This window comes from Oerskovia sp. PE-21s (assembly GCF_056158145.1).
The window spans coordinates 143,783-157,106 of sequence record NZ_JBUXJM010000007.1 but is presented as its reverse complement, the minus strand read 5'-3'; the positions used below and the strand labels follow the sequence as shown (position 1 = coordinate 157,106).

The following is a 13,324-nucleotide window of genomic DNA, read 5'->3' as shown; positions in this document are numbered from 1 at the left end:
ACGGTGCTCCCATGACCACGTTCGACGGGCCCCACGCCACCTTCCCCCTCGCCCACCTGCCCGTCACGGTCGTCACGGTCTCCGACCGCGGCTCGCGCGGCGAGTACGTCGACCGCTCGGGGCCGCTCCTGGTCTCGCTCCTGGAGACGGGTGGCTTCGAGCGCATCACGGCGCGTCTGGTGCCCGACGGCGTCGACTCCGTCCGCGACGCCCTCACCTCCGCGCTGGCCGAGGGGGCGCGGCTCGTGATCACCACGGGCGGGACGGGCATCGGCCCGCGCGACTTCACGCCCGAGGGGACCGCCGAGGTCGTCGACCAGGAGCTGCCGGGCGTCGCCGAGGCGATCCGGCGGCGCGGGGCGACCGTCGTCCCGAGCGCCGTGCTGTCCCGGGGGATCGTGGGGACGGCGCCGGGGGCGCGCGGGCTGCGGGCCCTCGTGGTCAACCTGCCGGGCTCGCCGGGCGGTGTGCGCGACGGCTGGTCGGTGCTCGAACCGCTCCTCCCGCACGTGTTCTCGCAGCTCGCGGGCGGGGACCACTGAGGCTCTTCGAGCGTCGTCGCTGAGTGCGGAGCAGTTGTCGTCGATCGGCCCTCTGGACGACAGCTGCTCCGCACTCAGCGGAAGGTGGGGGCTGTCAGCCGCCCGCGAAAGGGGGCAGGACGTCGACCTGCTGGTCGGTCGTCAGCGCCACGCCGTGGTCCGCGGTCCGGACGCCGCCGACGAGCACCGAGCAGCGCGGCAGCACGTCGGCGAGGGCGGGGTGGCGCGCGGTCATGACCGCGAAGAGCTCCCCGACCGAGGCGCCGGGGAGGGACTCGGCCTCGAGCCCGGCGGCCTCGGCCGCACCAGCGAAGTAGCGGACCTGCGGCACGTCACGCCCTCTCGTGGGCTGCGGGCTCCACAGGGCTGTCGGCGTCCGCAGCACCGTCGACGACGACCTCGTCGAGCGTCGGCTCGACCTCCCATGCGAGCGCGAGTTCGGTGGCGCGCTCCATGGCGTCCAGGCCGGGGTGGTCGGCTCCCTCCCCGGCGGACAGCCCGGCGACGTACCCGGCGATGAACGTGGTCAGCGGGGCTGCGGGTCGTTCGACCCGGTGCGCGGCGTCCCGCGCGAGGTCGAGGATCGCCCCGATGTCGACCGCCTCACGGTCGAGGTCGAACTCGTCGACGAGGGCGTCCACCCAGCGCTCGAGGTTGCTCATGCCATGCCTCCCGAAGGTCCGTGCGGGTCGTGACTCTCCAGTGCCTTACCGTGCGCGTCGTGCGTACGTCTCCGCATCCTGCCACGTGTCCACGTCGGTGCTCAGGCCGTCCACGTCCTCGACGCGGGTGAGTTCCATCCCTTGGACGAGCCGGCGCACGGGGGCGCCCGCCAGGCCGCCCTGTGCCTGGTCGTCCGCGAGCCGGGCCACGGCCGCGTCGAGGGCCTCGCGGCGGTACAGCCCGACGAGCCACTGGTCCCGCCCGTCGTGCGCCAGGTGCACGCCGTCGATCTCCCCGTGACCGGCGGCGGTGCCGGTGGCGGCCGTCACGAGCAGCGGCACGGCCTCCGCGGCCCGCGGCACGTCGCAGGCGAGGAGCAGGACCCAGGGCGCTGCGCCGTCGGGCAGTGCGGCGAGGCCCGCCGCGGTCCCCGCGACCGGACCGCCGAACGGCGGGTCCTCGCGCGTGAGGACGTACGCCTCGGACGCCAGGTCGTCGGGCCCGACGACGACCGTCGCCCGGGCGTCGCGGGTCGCGGTGAGCACGTGGTCGAGCAGGCGCGCGCCCGCGACGACGAGCTGCGGCTTGGACGTGCCGAGCCGCCGCGCCCGCCCGCCCGCGAGCACGACCGCGTCGAACAGGGGCCCGCTCACACCGGGCGCACCCACTCGCCCGACTTGCCGCCCGTCTTGGACTGGAGGCGGACGTCGGTGAGCTCGACCGACTTGTCGAGCCCCTTGACCATGTCGACGACCGCGAGCCCCGCGACCGCGACCGCGGTGAGCGCCTCCATCTCGACCCCCGTACGGTCCGCGGTGCGCACGGTCGCGCGGATCTCGACGCCGTGGTCCTGGACGTCGAGGTCCACGGCCGCGCCGTGCACCCCGATGATGTGCGCGAGCGGCAGCAGCTCGGCCGTCTTCTTGGCCCCCTGGATGCCCGCGATGCGCGCGACCGCGAGCACGTCGCCCTTGGGGACCTCGCCGGACCGCAGCGCCGCGACGATGTGCGGACCGCACCGGACGACGCCCGTCGCGGTCGCGGAACGGACGGTCGGCTGCTTGAGGGTGACGTCGACCATGCGGGCGTGGCCGCGCTCGTCGAGGTGGGTGAACTCGCTCATGCGATCACCATGACACGCACGACCTCGCCCGTCCCAACCGCCTCGACCTCGGGCGGTACGACCGCGATCGCGTCGGCCCGGGTCAGGGCCGAGACATGGTGCGCGCCGGGCCCGACCGGTGCCACGCCGTCGGCCCCGACGAAACGCACCGGGAGGAACTGCTGCCGCCCCGCGGGGGAGCGCCAGCCCTCGGCGGCGACGCGTTCGACGAGCGGCTCGACGGGCTCCGGGTGGCCCGCGAGGCGGCGCACCGCCGGGCGCACGAAGGCCCGGAACGACACGTACGCGCTCACCGGGTTGCCGGGCACGCCGAGCAGGGGAGTGCCGCGCCAGCGTGCGGCGGCCTGCGGCTTGCCGGGCTGCATCCCGACCGCGACGAGCCGCACCTCCGAAGCCCCGTGATCCTCGCCGTGCGGGCCGGACAGGACCTCCTTGACGACGTCGAACGCGCCCGCGCTGACTCCGCCCGAGGTGACGATCAGGTCGACGTGGGGGGCGACGTCGTCGAGCACCGCGCGCAGCGCCTCGGCCGTGTCCGGGACCGCGCCCACGCGCACCGGCTCGCCGCCCGCGTCGCGCACGCACGCCGCGAGCAGGAGCGAGTTGGAGTCGGGGATCTGGCCCGGACCGGGGGCGGTGCCGAACGGCACGAGCTCGCTGCCCGTCGAGAGGACGGCGACGCGAGCGACGCGGTGCACCGGAAGGGTCGCGTGCCCTGCCGAGGCTGCGGCCGAGACGAGCCGCGGGGTCGTCGTGGCGCCCGCCGCGGCGACGAGGTCGCCGACCGCGACGTCCTCGGCGCGGCGGCGGACGTTGGGCCTGGACGGCTCGTAGACCTCGATCTGCTCGTCCAGGGGAGCGCCGGGCACGAAGCGTCGCGTCGAGGTCCGCTCCACGGGCACGACGACGTCGCACCCGTCCGGCACGGGGGCGCCGGTCATGATGCGGACGGCTTCGCCGGGGGCGCCCGCCACGGCGGAGGGGGCGGCCGCGGGGGCCGCCGCGATGTCGCCCACGACGCGCAGCGTGACGGGGGAGTCCTGGGTCGCGGCCGCGAGGTCCGCGCCGCGCAGCGCGTACCCGTCCATGGCCGAGGCGTCGAAGCGCGGGACGTCGAGGAGCGAGCGGACGTCGTGGGCCAGGACGCGTCGCGTCGGGGTACCGGTCGCGAGCGTGTCCAGCGGGACGCGCTCGGCGGGCAGCGGTGCGACGAGCGCGAGGACGTGGTCGCGGTACTCGTCGACCGTGCTTGCGCTCGGTGCGCTGCGGGGGCACGCACGGGTGGTGCTGCCGGCAGAACCCGGCCGGTGAACGGCCTGTGGCGCTTCCGACGACGTGTCCAGGGCGTGGGGGTCCATGGGGACACCGTAGGACCTCATCCCTCGGCGCTCACCACGCGCTGACCGGATTGGTGCCCTCGGCGCGGACCGACCGCGTCCCTTGACGGCACCGCGGCGCTCTGCCATCATCCACTGAAACGTTCTAGTAGAACGTTCTAGAAAATGCTTGTCCACCCCGTCCTCACGCGCCGCCGCGACTCTCGCACGGCCCGTCCTGTGCAAGAGAAGGGCCCCATGCTTCCCACGACCGACCGCCTCCGCGTCGAGCTGATCGTCGCGAGCGTCCGCCCGGACCGGTTCGGCGGCACGGTCGCCGACTGGGTCAGGGCTCGTCTCGACGAGCACTCCGGCTTCGACGTGAACGTCCTGGACCTCGCCGACCTCGATCTCCCGCCGGGTCTCGACGGCACCGGCGACACGGAGCGACTGCGGGAGCGGGTCGCCACGGCCGACGCGTTCGTGCTCGTCACCCCCGAGTACAACCACGGCTACCCCGGCTACCTCAAGATCGCGATCGACACGCTGCTGGAGGAGTGGCACGTCAAGCCGCTGGGCTTCGTGTCGTACGGCGGGAGCGGCGGCGGTGCCCGCTCTGTCGAGCAGCTCCGCCCGGTCTTCGACGAGCTCCAGGTCGTGGCGATCCGCGAGCAGGTGGTCCTGACGCGGGTCTGGGACCTCTTCGACGGGCCGGTCCTGACGGATCCCGACGGCCCGCAGAGAGCACTCAAGTCGATGCTCGACCAGCTGCACTGGTGGGGCCGGGCTCTCCAGGCGGCCCGGGCCACGATCACCGCCTGAACCGTCGTGCCCCGCCACCTGGAACGTCCCCGCCGTGAGAAGGAGCTGTGATGTCTGTTCGTCGTGTACCGAACGCGCGCCGGGGGCGAGGACCGAGTCCCGTGGAGCCCGAGGTGCCCGGAGCGCGGGGCCGACGGTCGATGACGCAGCGAACGGCTCCGTGGCTCCGCGGTGGGGCGTTGCTGCAGCACGCCGGTGCGGGGCTCGTCGCGGGGACGTTCCTTCTCTGCCTGGCCATGTCCTTGCTGCCCCTGGCCGCGATCGTCCTCATGGGACGAGTGCTGTACCTCGTCCCGCAGTCGTTCGGGCAGGAGGCCGTCGACGGTGCGTGGGAGCGGCTGCTGCTCATGCTGTCCCTGGCGATCGGTGCGCTCGTGGCGCAACAGGTCGTCGCCCCGCTCCAGGCCGGCCTGCTCGAGACGATCGGACGTCGGGTGGACCGGCAGTGCGTCGGCCGGGTCCTGCGCGCCACGACGTCGGACGCCCCGCTCGCGCTGCTGGAGGACCCGGACGTCCTGGGCATCCTCGCCGACGCACGTGCTGCTTTCGACCGGCAGTCGCGCAGCCCCGGAGAGGCTGCCGCCGCGATGCTCCCGCTCGTCGGACGGTACGCCCAGGTCGTCGGCGCGTCGATCCTGGTCGCCGTCGTGGTGAGTCCGGTCGCAGGTGCTTTGCTCCTCGGGACCGCCCTGGCACTCCGGGCAGGGGTGCGCGGCGGGATGAGCCGGTTCGGAGCGATCTGGGACGGGCTCACGGCGCAGCGCCGACGCACGGGCTACGTCCGGCAGCTCGCGATCACGCCGGACATCACGAAGGAGGTCCGGATCCTCGGCCTCCTCCCGTGGTTGCGCGAGCGGCTGCGGATCGAGAGCCTCGCGCAGCTGCGACCGGAGTGGGCGGGGCGGCGGCGAGTCTTCCTCCTCCCCTTCGTGGGGTACGGCCTCGTCGGGCTGGCCGGCGGGACCGCTGTGCTCGCCGTCGTGGTGCTCGACGCGCAGGACCTGGACCTCTTCGCGCTCGGCGTCGCGCTGCAGGCGATGATGGTGCCGATGCGCTTCGGCGTGCACTTCCCGGAGTCCGATCTCCAGACCCAGTACGGGCTCCAGTCCCTCGAGGCGCTGCGCCGCCTGGAGGCACGTCTCACGCCCGAGCACGTCGGGCTCGATGGCCCGGGCGCGACGCCGGCGGTCACACGCACGGCGACGGGCACCGTCCGCTTCGAGGACGTCTGGTTCCGTTACTCGGCGACGTCGCCCTGGGTCCTTCGGGGGCTCGACCTCACGCTCGAGCTGGGCACGTCGACCGCGGTCGTCGGGTTGAACGGTGCAGGCAAGACGACCATGATCAAGCTCCTGGCCAGGCTGTACACGCCGACGCGCGGCCGCATCACGGTCGGCGGGGTCGACGTCCGGGAGCTCTCTGGGGATCGGTGGCGACGTCGCCTGAGCCTCGTCTTCCAGGACTACGCCCGGTTCGAGCTCTCGGTGACGGACAACGTCACCCTGGCACCGGCGGAACACGACCAGGGGGCGCTCGACGCGGCGCTCCGGGCGGCAGGGGCGTACCTCGTCGTGGACGGCCTCGACGACGGCGTGTCGACCGTGCTTTCGGGCGGCTACGCGAGAGGTCGTGATCTCTCCGGTGGCCAGTGGCAGCGCGTAGCGCTCGCTCGGGCGCTCTTCCAGGTCGCTCGTGGTGCCGAGATCCTCGTCCTCGACGAACCGACCGCGCAGCTCGACGTCGCGGCGGAGGCCGAGTTCTTCGAACGGTTCCTCGCCCGAGGGGCCGTCGACGCCGTCGCGGGTGGTCGGCCGATCACCTCCGTCGTCATCTCCCACCGCTTCTCCACGGTGCGTCCGGCGGACAACATCGTCGTCATCGAGCACGGGCGGGTCGTGGAGGAAGGTGACCACGACGAGCTGATGGCGGTGGACGGCCGGTACGCCGAGCTGTTCGTCCTCCAGGCTCGCCGCTTCCGCGCGGACGACGACGGGTGTCCCGACGACTCGGTCGCCGACGTCTCCGAGGTCGTCGATGCAGGGGGGTTCTCATGAGAGCGGTCGTCGCAGCACTCCGATTCATGCTCGCGCACGCCTGGGCGACGGACAGGCGTCGACTGCTCGTGGCCTCGGCCCTCATGACGGTCGGGTACCTGTCGGCACCCCTCGTCGGGGTCGCGCTCGGTGCCCTCACGGACGCGGTGATCTCGACGGACACCTCGGTCGCGCTGGCCCTCGCGGCCGTGCTCGCGCTGCTGCTCGTGTCCGAGATGCTGATGGGGCACTTCGGCCACCTCTCGGTCGTGGAGCTGAGCGACATGCAACAGCTTCACCTCACCGACGAGGTCACCGGGCTCACGCACGGCTCGACCAGCCTCGCGGACCTGGAGAACCCCGCCCGCGTGCGTCTGCTGACGTCCGTGACGGAGGGACTCCAGAGAGTGCGGGTCGCGCTCGAGGCGAGCCTCCAGCTCGGAGGGACGCTGCTCCAGATCCTCGCCACCACGGTGGTCATGGGCATGGTCGATCCGTGGCTCCTGCTGCTCCCGGTCGCCGCGCTACCCCCCGTGTGGTTCGCGGACCGGGCCCAGCGTGTCCTCGACCGGGCTCGTGATGCCTCCGCGGACGACATCCGGCTGGCGCGTCACCTGCTGAGCATGGGTACGAGCGCCGCCACCGCCAAGGAGGTCCGGTTGTTCGCGGCGCAGGACCTCCTCACCGACCGGCACGCGGGAGCGTGGGACCGGACGACGGCGGCGCTGTGGTCCGCTCACCGGCGTTCCGCGCTGCTGCGAGCGGGTGGCCAGGTGTGGTTCGCGCTCGCCTACGGCGCCGCGCTCCTCGTGGTGGTGCGCGGTGCCGCCGCCGGCGACGTGGCGATCGGGCAGGTCGTCCTGGTGGTGACCCTCGCGATCCAGATCAGCTCGCAGGTCGCCGGGGCGCTGGGGCTGTTCGGCGCGCTCCAGGGAGCCGGTCGTACGGTCGAGCAGGTCGACGAGCTGCGCGCGACCGTGGCGCACGAGCGCCGGGCCGAGGGGGACGCGCCGGCGCCCGCCGCGCTCGTGGGAGGTCTGCAGGTCCGGGACCTCACCTTCACGTACGCGGGTTCGACGCGCCCTGTCCTGGACGGCGTGAACCTCGACCTGCCGGCGGGGACGACCGTCGCCCTCGTGGGGGGGAACGGAGCAGGGAAGTCCACCCTGGTGAAGCTGTTGTGCGGTCTGTACCTGCCGAGCTCCGGGGAGGTCCAGGTCGACGGCGTCGAGCTGTCGACGATCTCGCGCGACGCCTGGCAGGCGAGGGTCGCCACGCTCTTCCAGGACTTCGCTCGCCTGGAGCTGACGCTCCGGGAGAACATCGGGATCGGGCACCTGCCCGTGATGGACGACGACGCGGAGCTCGGGCGTGCGCTCGACGAGGCGAGGGCGCGGCATCTCGCCGAGCGCTCGCCGCAGGGTCTGGACCAGGTCCTCGGTACGTCGTACGACGACGGCCGTCAGCTCTCCGGCGGGCAGTGGCAGTCGCTGGGCCTTGCGCGAACGGTCCTGCGGCCGGAGCCCCTGCTCGTGGTGCTGGACGAGCCTGCGTCCGCGTTGGACGCCGCGGCGGAGCATGCCCTGTTCGAGCGTTTCTCCGCGACGGCGCGGCGCACGGCCTCGCTCACCGGAGCCGTCACCGTGTACGTCTCGCACCGCTTCTCGACGGTCCGCGACGCCGACCTCATCGTCGTCCTCGACGGGGGCAGGGTCGTGGAGACTGGTACCCATGACGAACTCGTGGCGATCGACGGTGTGTACGCCGCGATGTACGGACTCCAGGCGCGTGCGTACCGGTGAGGGGCTGTAGCCGATGTCCAAGAAGCCGAGCCTGAAGTCGGTGGCGCTGGCAGCGGGGGTCTCGCCGTCCACGGTCTCGAACGCGTACAACCGACCGGAGCAGATGTCGGCACAGGTGCGTGAGCACGTGCTCGACGTGGCGGCCCGGCTCGGATATCCCGGACCGGACGCCAGCGCCAGCTCGCTCCGCAGCGGGCACGCCGGGGCCGTCGGCGTGCTCTTCGCTCAGGACCTGACGTACGCCTTCTCCGACCCCTACCTCCTCGAGCTCCTCACGGGCGTCGCGGAAGTTGCCACGCGGACGTCGACGAACGTGCTCCTCATGCCCGTCGGTCCCCACACGGCGTCGGACGCGTACTCCCGGCAGGAGGAGCTGGACCTGGTCCAGAACGTGCGCCGTGCCGTGCTCGACGGGGCGATCGCGGACGGCGTCGACCCGACGCACCCCGTCCTGCACGTGCTGACGGCTCGGGGAGTGCCGGTCGTGAGCACCGTGGCGGACGTCGGGGACCGGCACGTGCTGGTCGACGACCACGCTGCTGCCGTCGAGATCGGAGCGCACCTGGCAGCGCTCGGACATCGCCGCGTGGCGGTCGTGGCGGACAGCATGGACGACGGCGAGCCCCTGCTCGTCCCCGACGACGCGCCCCACCTGTTCCCTTATGCGCGCACGCGTGTCGCGGGGTTCCGCGAGGGCCTCGGTCCCGAGCACGAGCTCGTCACCGTCTCCGCAGGTCAGAACACGCGCGAGTCCGGGAGCCGTGCGGCCGAGACGGTGCTCGCGTCCGGGCGGCGACCGACCGCGATCCTCGCGACGTCCGACGCCCTTGCGCTCGGCGTGATCGACACGCTGCACGGCGTGGGCCTGACCGTCGGTCGAGAGATGTCCGTCACGGGCTTCGACGACGTCCCGCAAGCACGGGACGCCGGGCTCACGACGGTACGGCAGCCCGTCCGGGACAAGGGGCGCCTCATGGTCGAGATGCTCCGCGACCCTGCGCGCGCAGGAAGCACCGTGACCCTGAGCACCGAGCTCGTCGTGCGCGCGAGCACGGGCCCTGCTGCGGACGATCGGTAGTGCTCAGGACCGACGAGCGACCGGACCAGCCTCACCTGAGACCTGTCCTCGTCAGCCCCGCGTCCCGCGCCGCACCGGCCCCAGCGTGAACAGCAGCGTCAGCAGCGCCGTCACCGACAGGGCCGCGAAGCCCAGACCGTAGTCCCCGTTGAGCTGGTACACCGCGCCCATGATGAGCGGTGGGATGAACCCTCCCAGCCCGCCCGCGGCCCCCACGAGGCCTGTGACAGCGCCGACCTTGTCCTGCGGGGCGACCTTGGCCACGAGCTCGAACGTCGCGCCCGACGACGCGCCGAGCCCGACCGCGAGGCCCAGGAACGCGATGGTCCCCAGGGGCACGAGGTCCGGCTGGAACGCGACGACCGCGGCCAGGACCGTGACGAGCGCGAAGCACGCGACCGACACCGGGATCCCGCCGAACCGGTCCGAGAGCGTCCCGCCGATCGGGCGGCACGCGACCGCGAGCACCACGAACCCGGCCGTCCGCGCGGCGGCGTCGGCGGCCGTCAGGTCGTAGGCGTTCACCAGGAACGTCGGCAGGTACACGCTGAACGCCACGAACCCGCCGAACCCCACGGCGTACAGCCACGAGAGCTGGAGCGTCGCCGGGAGCCTGAACGTGGCCCACGTGCGCGCCAGGAAGTGCCCGTGCGCAGCTGCCGCCCGGCCCGGGGCGTCGCGCACGAGGAGCCACGACATGACCGCGTACACCGCCAGGACGCACGCCACGAGCACGAACGGTGCGCTCTTGCCGTACGCGTCGGTGATCCGCACCGTCGTGAACGCCGAGATCGCGGTGCCGCCCATCCCTATCCCGAAGATCCCCAGCGCCGTGCCGCGCCGAGCCGGGGGGTACCAGGCGTTGACGAAGGGCACGCCGACCGCGAACGCCGTCCCGCCCAGCCCCAGGAAGAACCCGCCCAGGATGAGCAGGGGATAGCTGTCGGCGACGAAGCCGATGAACAGCACCGGAACGATCGTCGCGGCGCTGACCAGCGGGAACATGATGCGCGCCCCGAAGCGGTCCGTGAGCGCGCCGACCGGGATGCGCCCCAGCGAACCCACGATGACGGGCACCGCGACGAGCACCGACTGCTGGACCGCTGTCAGGCCGAGCGCCGCGCTGTACGCACCACCGAGCGGGCTGATGAGCGCCCACGCCCAGAAGTTCACCGCGAACCCGATCGTCGCGAGGACCAGCATGAGCGTCGCGGACCCGCCGGACGGCGCGCCGCCGGTCGAGGCGGCGGCGCCCTGCCCGGCACCGGGAGCCGTCACCCGCGCGGCTGATTCGTCAGGATGCGTCACTGTGACTCCCGGGGGTCGGTCGCCCGTCCTCGGGCGAATCGGTGGAGCTCGAGATTCCCGCCCGACCCACGCTATCCGCGCACGTGACGTGTCGCGCGGGCTGGCGAAGACGCCGTCGGGCCCTAGCGTGGTCCCCACGCCCCCGCCCACGCCGCACCACGAAGGCCCCACCCATGACCCTGCTGTTCCTCGGCGTGATCCTCGTCAACGTCTTCGCGTTCGCGCTGATCCTCCTGCGCGCGCCCCTGTTCCGTACCGAGGTCTACCGGCCGATGCTGCTCAACGTCGGGCTGTCGGTGCTGCCCGTGTTCGTGCTGACGGCCCTGATCGTCGTGGACCTCGTGCTCGCTGCGGCCGGGGCGGCGCCCTGGCTCGTCGCGATCCTCGCGGTCGCGGGCCTCGCGATCTGGCTCCTGCTGCTGCCCAACGCCGGATACCTCGTGACCGAGCTCAACTTCAGCCATCGCAAGGACGGCGAGGACGTGCCGCTCTGGTACGACATCGTCGCGGTCCTGACCCTCGCGATGTCCGGCGTCCTCAACACCGTCGTCAACATCTTCCTCGTCCAGATGTTCTACGCCGTCCTGCGCTACCCCGAGGACCTGCGTCCTTTCGAGCGCCCGGCGTCCTGGCTCGTGGTCCTCGTGATCCTCGTGCTCGTCTCGTTCGGGATCTACCTGGGGCGGTACATCCGCTTCAACAGCTGGGACCTGGTGCACCCCGTCGGGTTCCTGCGCAAGCTCCTCGGGTACTTCCGCACGCCCGGGAAGGTGCGTGACGCACTGCTGTTCAGCGGCCTCTACACGGTGTTCTTCGCGCTCATCTACCTGGTCGTGATCGGGTCGCTCCTCGAGACCATCACCGCTGTCGCGGGCTGACGAGACGGGCCTCTTCCCGCGGTCGACGTTCTGCCCTACGCTCACCGCTGTGAACGCACCCATCGCCGTGACCGCGGCCGAGTACCTCGACGCCACCCGCCGACGCATGACCGACGACGGCTGCGAGGTGGGACGGGACCAGGTCGGCCCGGTGCAGGCGCTGGTCGGCTACCGTGCGAAGTTCGTCCCCGCCGCGATGTCCCGTGTCCACGTCGTCACCGCGGTCGCGCACTTCACGCCCACCGACCTGCAGGTGGACCTCTACACCCGCGACGTCTCGGCCTTCGCCAAGCGGCGCAGCAACGCGCTGCGCGGTGTCCAGTCGGGGATCGGTGCGTTCGCGGTGATCGTCGCCGACGGCGTCACGCCCGAGCTCGTCGCCGCCGCCACCGTGAAGCCGCGCCTCGAGTTCGCGGTGATCGTCCAGCCCGTCCTCGTGGACCTCGCGGCCCGCGAGATCCACACGTTCCGCGGGCGCCGGTTCATCGGTGCCGCGCTCAACGGCTTCCTGCGGCGCACGCTCGACGCCCAGATCCAGGTGCCCGCCTGACGGGTCGCGGTCCGGGTGCGAGCCGCCGTGCGATCAGCGCGGCGGCTCGTCGCTCCGCTCGGCCGGTGCGCGGGGCGCCTGAGGCGGAAGGTCAGGGGACCGACGGCGGCGCGACCGAGCCGCGGATGACCAGGTGGAGCGGCAGGACCGTGCGAGCAGGCTCCGCGGCGTCGTCGGGGGCGTCGGCCCCGCGGCGGGCCATGGCCCGCTCGAGCGCGTCGACCGCCGCGAGGGCGAGCGCCGCGACGGGCTGCTCGAGCGTCGTGAGCTGGGGGCGCAGCCACTGGCCGATGCGAATGCCGTCGCAGCCCACGACCGACAGGTCCTCGGGGATGCGGATGCCGTGGAGCTCGGCAGCGCCGAGCATCCCGACGGCCACGATGTCGCTGCCCACGAACACCGCGGTGGGGGAGTTCCCGGGCCGCGTCAGGTAGGGGAACGTCGAGGCGCCGAACTGCTCGGTGTACGGGCCGTGGCGGACCAGCTCGGGGTCGACGGGCAGTCCCGCGTCGGTGAGGGCGTCGACGTAGCCGCGCTTGCGCTCCTGGGTCGTGGAGAGCTCGGGCGGGCCGGCGACGTGCGCGATCCGGCGGTGCCCCTGCTGGATCAGGTACCTCGTGGCCTGGTAGGCGCCGCCGTAGTTGTCGACCGTGACGGTGTCGACCGCGAGGTCGAGGTCGATCTCCTCGTCGATCACGACGACGGGCAGCCCGCCCTCGACCGCGCGGGCGAGGCGCTCGTCGGTCCGGCTCATGCCGAGGTAGATCAGGCCGCCCAGCACGTCGCTGCCCCCGATCAGGGGGCTCAGCCCGCCGTCGCGCTCACCGTGCTTGCCGGAGACGGCGACGACCAGGGGGATCTGGCGGGACGCGGCGAGGTCGGCGCACTCCTCGGCCAGCGTCGTGAAGAACGGGTTGGTGAAGTCGGGGACGACGAGCGCCACGACGCCCTGCCCGGCGTCGGAGCGGGCATGCGGTCCCGCACTCGGGCGGGCGGCGCGGACCCCGCGGCTCGTGGTGGCGCCGCGGTAGTCGAGCGCGGCCACGGCGGCGTCGATCCGGGCCGCGGTCTCGGGCTGGACGTTGAGCTGGCCGCGCAGGTAGCGGGAGGCCGTCGACGTCGAGACGCCTGCGTGTTGCGCAACTTGCGTCAGTGTCATCGTCGCCACCTCTCTGCTCGTGCCCCGGCCGTCGGGGTGCTGCCCGAGCC

At 72.9% G+C, this 13,324-nt stretch carries 14 protein-coding genes; 7 read left to right on the top strand and 7 right to left on the bottom strand.

Going from position 1 to position 13,324, the window contains the following annotated elements; genetic code table 11:
- Positions 1-11: 11 nt before the first annotated feature.
- The gene (locus ACZDYF_RS14595) at positions 12-542 is read left to right on the top strand and encodes a MogA/MoaB family molybdenum cofactor biosynthesis protein (RefSeq protein ID WP_475058441.1); all 531 of its coding nucleotides are present in this window, start codon (positions 12-14) and stop codon (positions 540-542) included.
- 94 nt (positions 543-636) lie between these two features.
- Here the strand turns inward: ACZDYF_RS14595 and ACZDYF_RS14590 are convergent, their stop codons facing one another.
- Genes ACZDYF_RS14590 through ACZDYF_RS14570 form a run of 5 tightly spaced genes read right to left on the bottom strand, consistent with a single transcriptional unit; the run spans position 637 to position 3,686 of the window.
- Positions 637-873 (bottom strand): MoaD/ThiS family protein, encoded by a 237-nt coding sequence (locus tag ACZDYF_RS14590; protein WP_475058438.1) that lies wholly within the window; start codon positions 871-873, stop codon positions 637-639.
- 1 nt (position 874) lies between these two features.
- Positions 875-1,204 carry a DUF6457 domain-containing protein gene (locus tag ACZDYF_RS14585; protein ID WP_191790250.1) on the bottom strand — a complete coding sequence of 110 codons (330 nt, stop codon included), beginning with the start codon at positions 1,202-1,204 and terminating at the stop codon, positions 875-877.
- 45 nt (positions 1,205-1,249) lie between these two features.
- A complete protein-coding gene (mobA, locus tag ACZDYF_RS14580) occupies positions 1,250-1,858 on the bottom strand; it encodes a molybdenum cofactor guanylyltransferase (protein ID WP_475058434.1) in 609 nt (202 codons plus the stop codon).
- Positions 1,855-2,328: a cyclic pyranopterin monophosphate synthase MoaC gene (gene moaC, locus ACZDYF_RS14575; RefSeq protein WP_191796781.1), complete on the bottom strand. Its 474-nt coding sequence runs from the start codon at positions 2,326-2,328 to the stop codon at positions 1,855-1,857. Before moaC ends, mobA begins: the two co-directional genes overlap by 4 nt.
- The gene (locus ACZDYF_RS14570) at positions 2,325-3,686 is read right to left on the bottom strand and encodes a molybdopterin molybdotransferase MoeA (RefSeq protein WP_475058430.1); all 1,362 of its coding nucleotides are present in this window, start codon (positions 3,684-3,686) and stop codon (positions 2,325-2,327) included. Before ACZDYF_RS14570 ends, moaC begins: the two co-directional genes overlap by 4 nt.
- A gap of 216 nt (positions 3,687-3,902) precedes the next feature.
- On the opposite strand from ACZDYF_RS14570, the gene ACZDYF_RS14565 reads away from it, so the two are divergent.
- The 4 genes from ACZDYF_RS14565 (at position 3,903) to ACZDYF_RS14550 (ending at position 9,379) form a co-directional block, all read left to right on the top strand.
- Positions 3,903-4,466, top strand: a complete 564-nt coding sequence (locus tag ACZDYF_RS14565) for an NADPH-dependent FMN reductase (RefSeq protein WP_475058427.1) — start codon at positions 3,903-3,905, stop codon at positions 4,464-4,466.
- A gap of 140 nt (positions 4,467-4,606) precedes the next feature.
- A complete protein-coding gene (locus ACZDYF_RS14560) occupies positions 4,607-6,520 on the top strand; it encodes an ABC transporter ATP-binding protein (RefSeq protein ID WP_475058424.1) in 1,914 nt (637 codons plus the stop codon).
- The gene (locus ACZDYF_RS14555; RefSeq protein WP_475058421.1) at positions 6,517-8,301 is read left to right on the top strand and encodes an ABC transporter ATP-binding protein; all 1,785 of its coding nucleotides are present in this window, start codon (positions 6,517-6,519) and stop codon (positions 8,299-8,301) included. The genes ACZDYF_RS14560 and ACZDYF_RS14555 overlap by 4 nt, the downstream gene beginning before the upstream one ends.
- Positions 8,302-8,314: 13 nt before the next feature.
- On the top strand, positions 8,315-9,379 hold the full coding sequence (locus tag ACZDYF_RS14550; protein ID WP_475058418.1) for a LacI family DNA-binding transcriptional regulator: 1,065 nt from the start codon (positions 8,315-8,317) through the stop codon (positions 9,377-9,379).
- Positions 9,380-9,430: 51 nt separating this feature from the next.
- On the opposite strand, the gene ACZDYF_RS14545 is transcribed toward ACZDYF_RS14550, so the two are convergent.
- Entirely contained in the window at positions 9,431-10,657 is a 1,227-nt protein-coding gene (locus tag ACZDYF_RS14545; RefSeq protein ID WP_475058415.1) for an MFS transporter, read from the bottom strand.
- A gap of 203 nt (positions 10,658-10,860) precedes the next feature.
- Here ACZDYF_RS14545 and ACZDYF_RS14540 point away from each other — a divergent pair, with 203 nt between their 5' ends.
- A complete protein-coding gene (locus ACZDYF_RS14540) occupies positions 10,861-11,565 on the top strand; it encodes a DUF1361 domain-containing protein (RefSeq protein ID WP_475058412.1) in 705 nt (234 codons plus the stop codon).
- A gap of 49 nt (positions 11,566-11,614) precedes the next feature.
- On the top strand, positions 11,615-12,115 hold the full coding sequence (locus ACZDYF_RS14535; protein ID WP_204809995.1) for a hypothetical protein: 501 nt from the start codon (positions 11,615-11,617) through the stop codon (positions 12,113-12,115).
- Between the two features lie 91 nt (positions 12,116-12,206).
- Here ACZDYF_RS14535 and ACZDYF_RS14530 read toward each other — a convergent pair whose 3' ends face one another.
- Positions 12,207-13,283: a LacI family DNA-binding transcriptional regulator gene (locus ACZDYF_RS14530; protein WP_343903023.1), complete on the bottom strand. Its 1,077-nt coding sequence runs from the start codon at positions 13,281-13,283 to the stop codon at positions 12,207-12,209.
- Positions 13,284-13,324 lie beyond the last annotated feature (41 nt).

Coding starts and splice junctions, on each gene's coding strand:
- ACZDYF_RS14595 (WP_475058441.1), top strand. CDS start 12: ATGACCACGTTCGACGGGCCCCACGCCACCTTCCCCCTCGCCCACCTG.
- ACZDYF_RS14585 (WP_191790250.1), bottom strand. CDS start 1,204: ATGAGCAACCTCGAGCGCTGGGTGGACGCCCTCGTCGACGAGTTCGAC.
- moaC (WP_191796781.1), bottom strand. CDS start 2,328: ATGAGCGAGTTCACCCACCTCGACGAGCGCGGCCACGCCCGCATGGTC.
- ACZDYF_RS14570 (WP_475058430.1), bottom strand. CDS start 3,686: ATGGACCCCCACGCCCTGGACACGTCGTCGGAAGCGCCACAGGCCGTT.
- ACZDYF_RS14565 (WP_475058427.1), top strand. CDS start 3,903: ATGCTTCCCACGACCGACCGCCTCCGCGTCGAGCTGATCGTCGCGAGC.
- ACZDYF_RS14560 (WP_475058424.1), top strand. CDS start 4,607: ATGACGCAGCGAACGGCTCCGTGGCTCCGCGGTGGGGCGTTGCTGCAG.
- ACZDYF_RS14555 (WP_475058421.1), top strand. CDS start 6,517: ATGAGAGCGGTCGTCGCAGCACTCCGATTCATGCTCGCGCACGCCTGG.
- ACZDYF_RS14550 (WP_475058418.1), top strand. CDS start 8,315: ATGTCCAAGAAGCCGAGCCTGAAGTCGGTGGCGCTGGCAGCGGGGGTC.
- ACZDYF_RS14540 (WP_475058412.1), top strand. CDS start 10,861: ATGACCCTGCTGTTCCTCGGCGTGATCCTCGTCAACGTCTTCGCGTTC.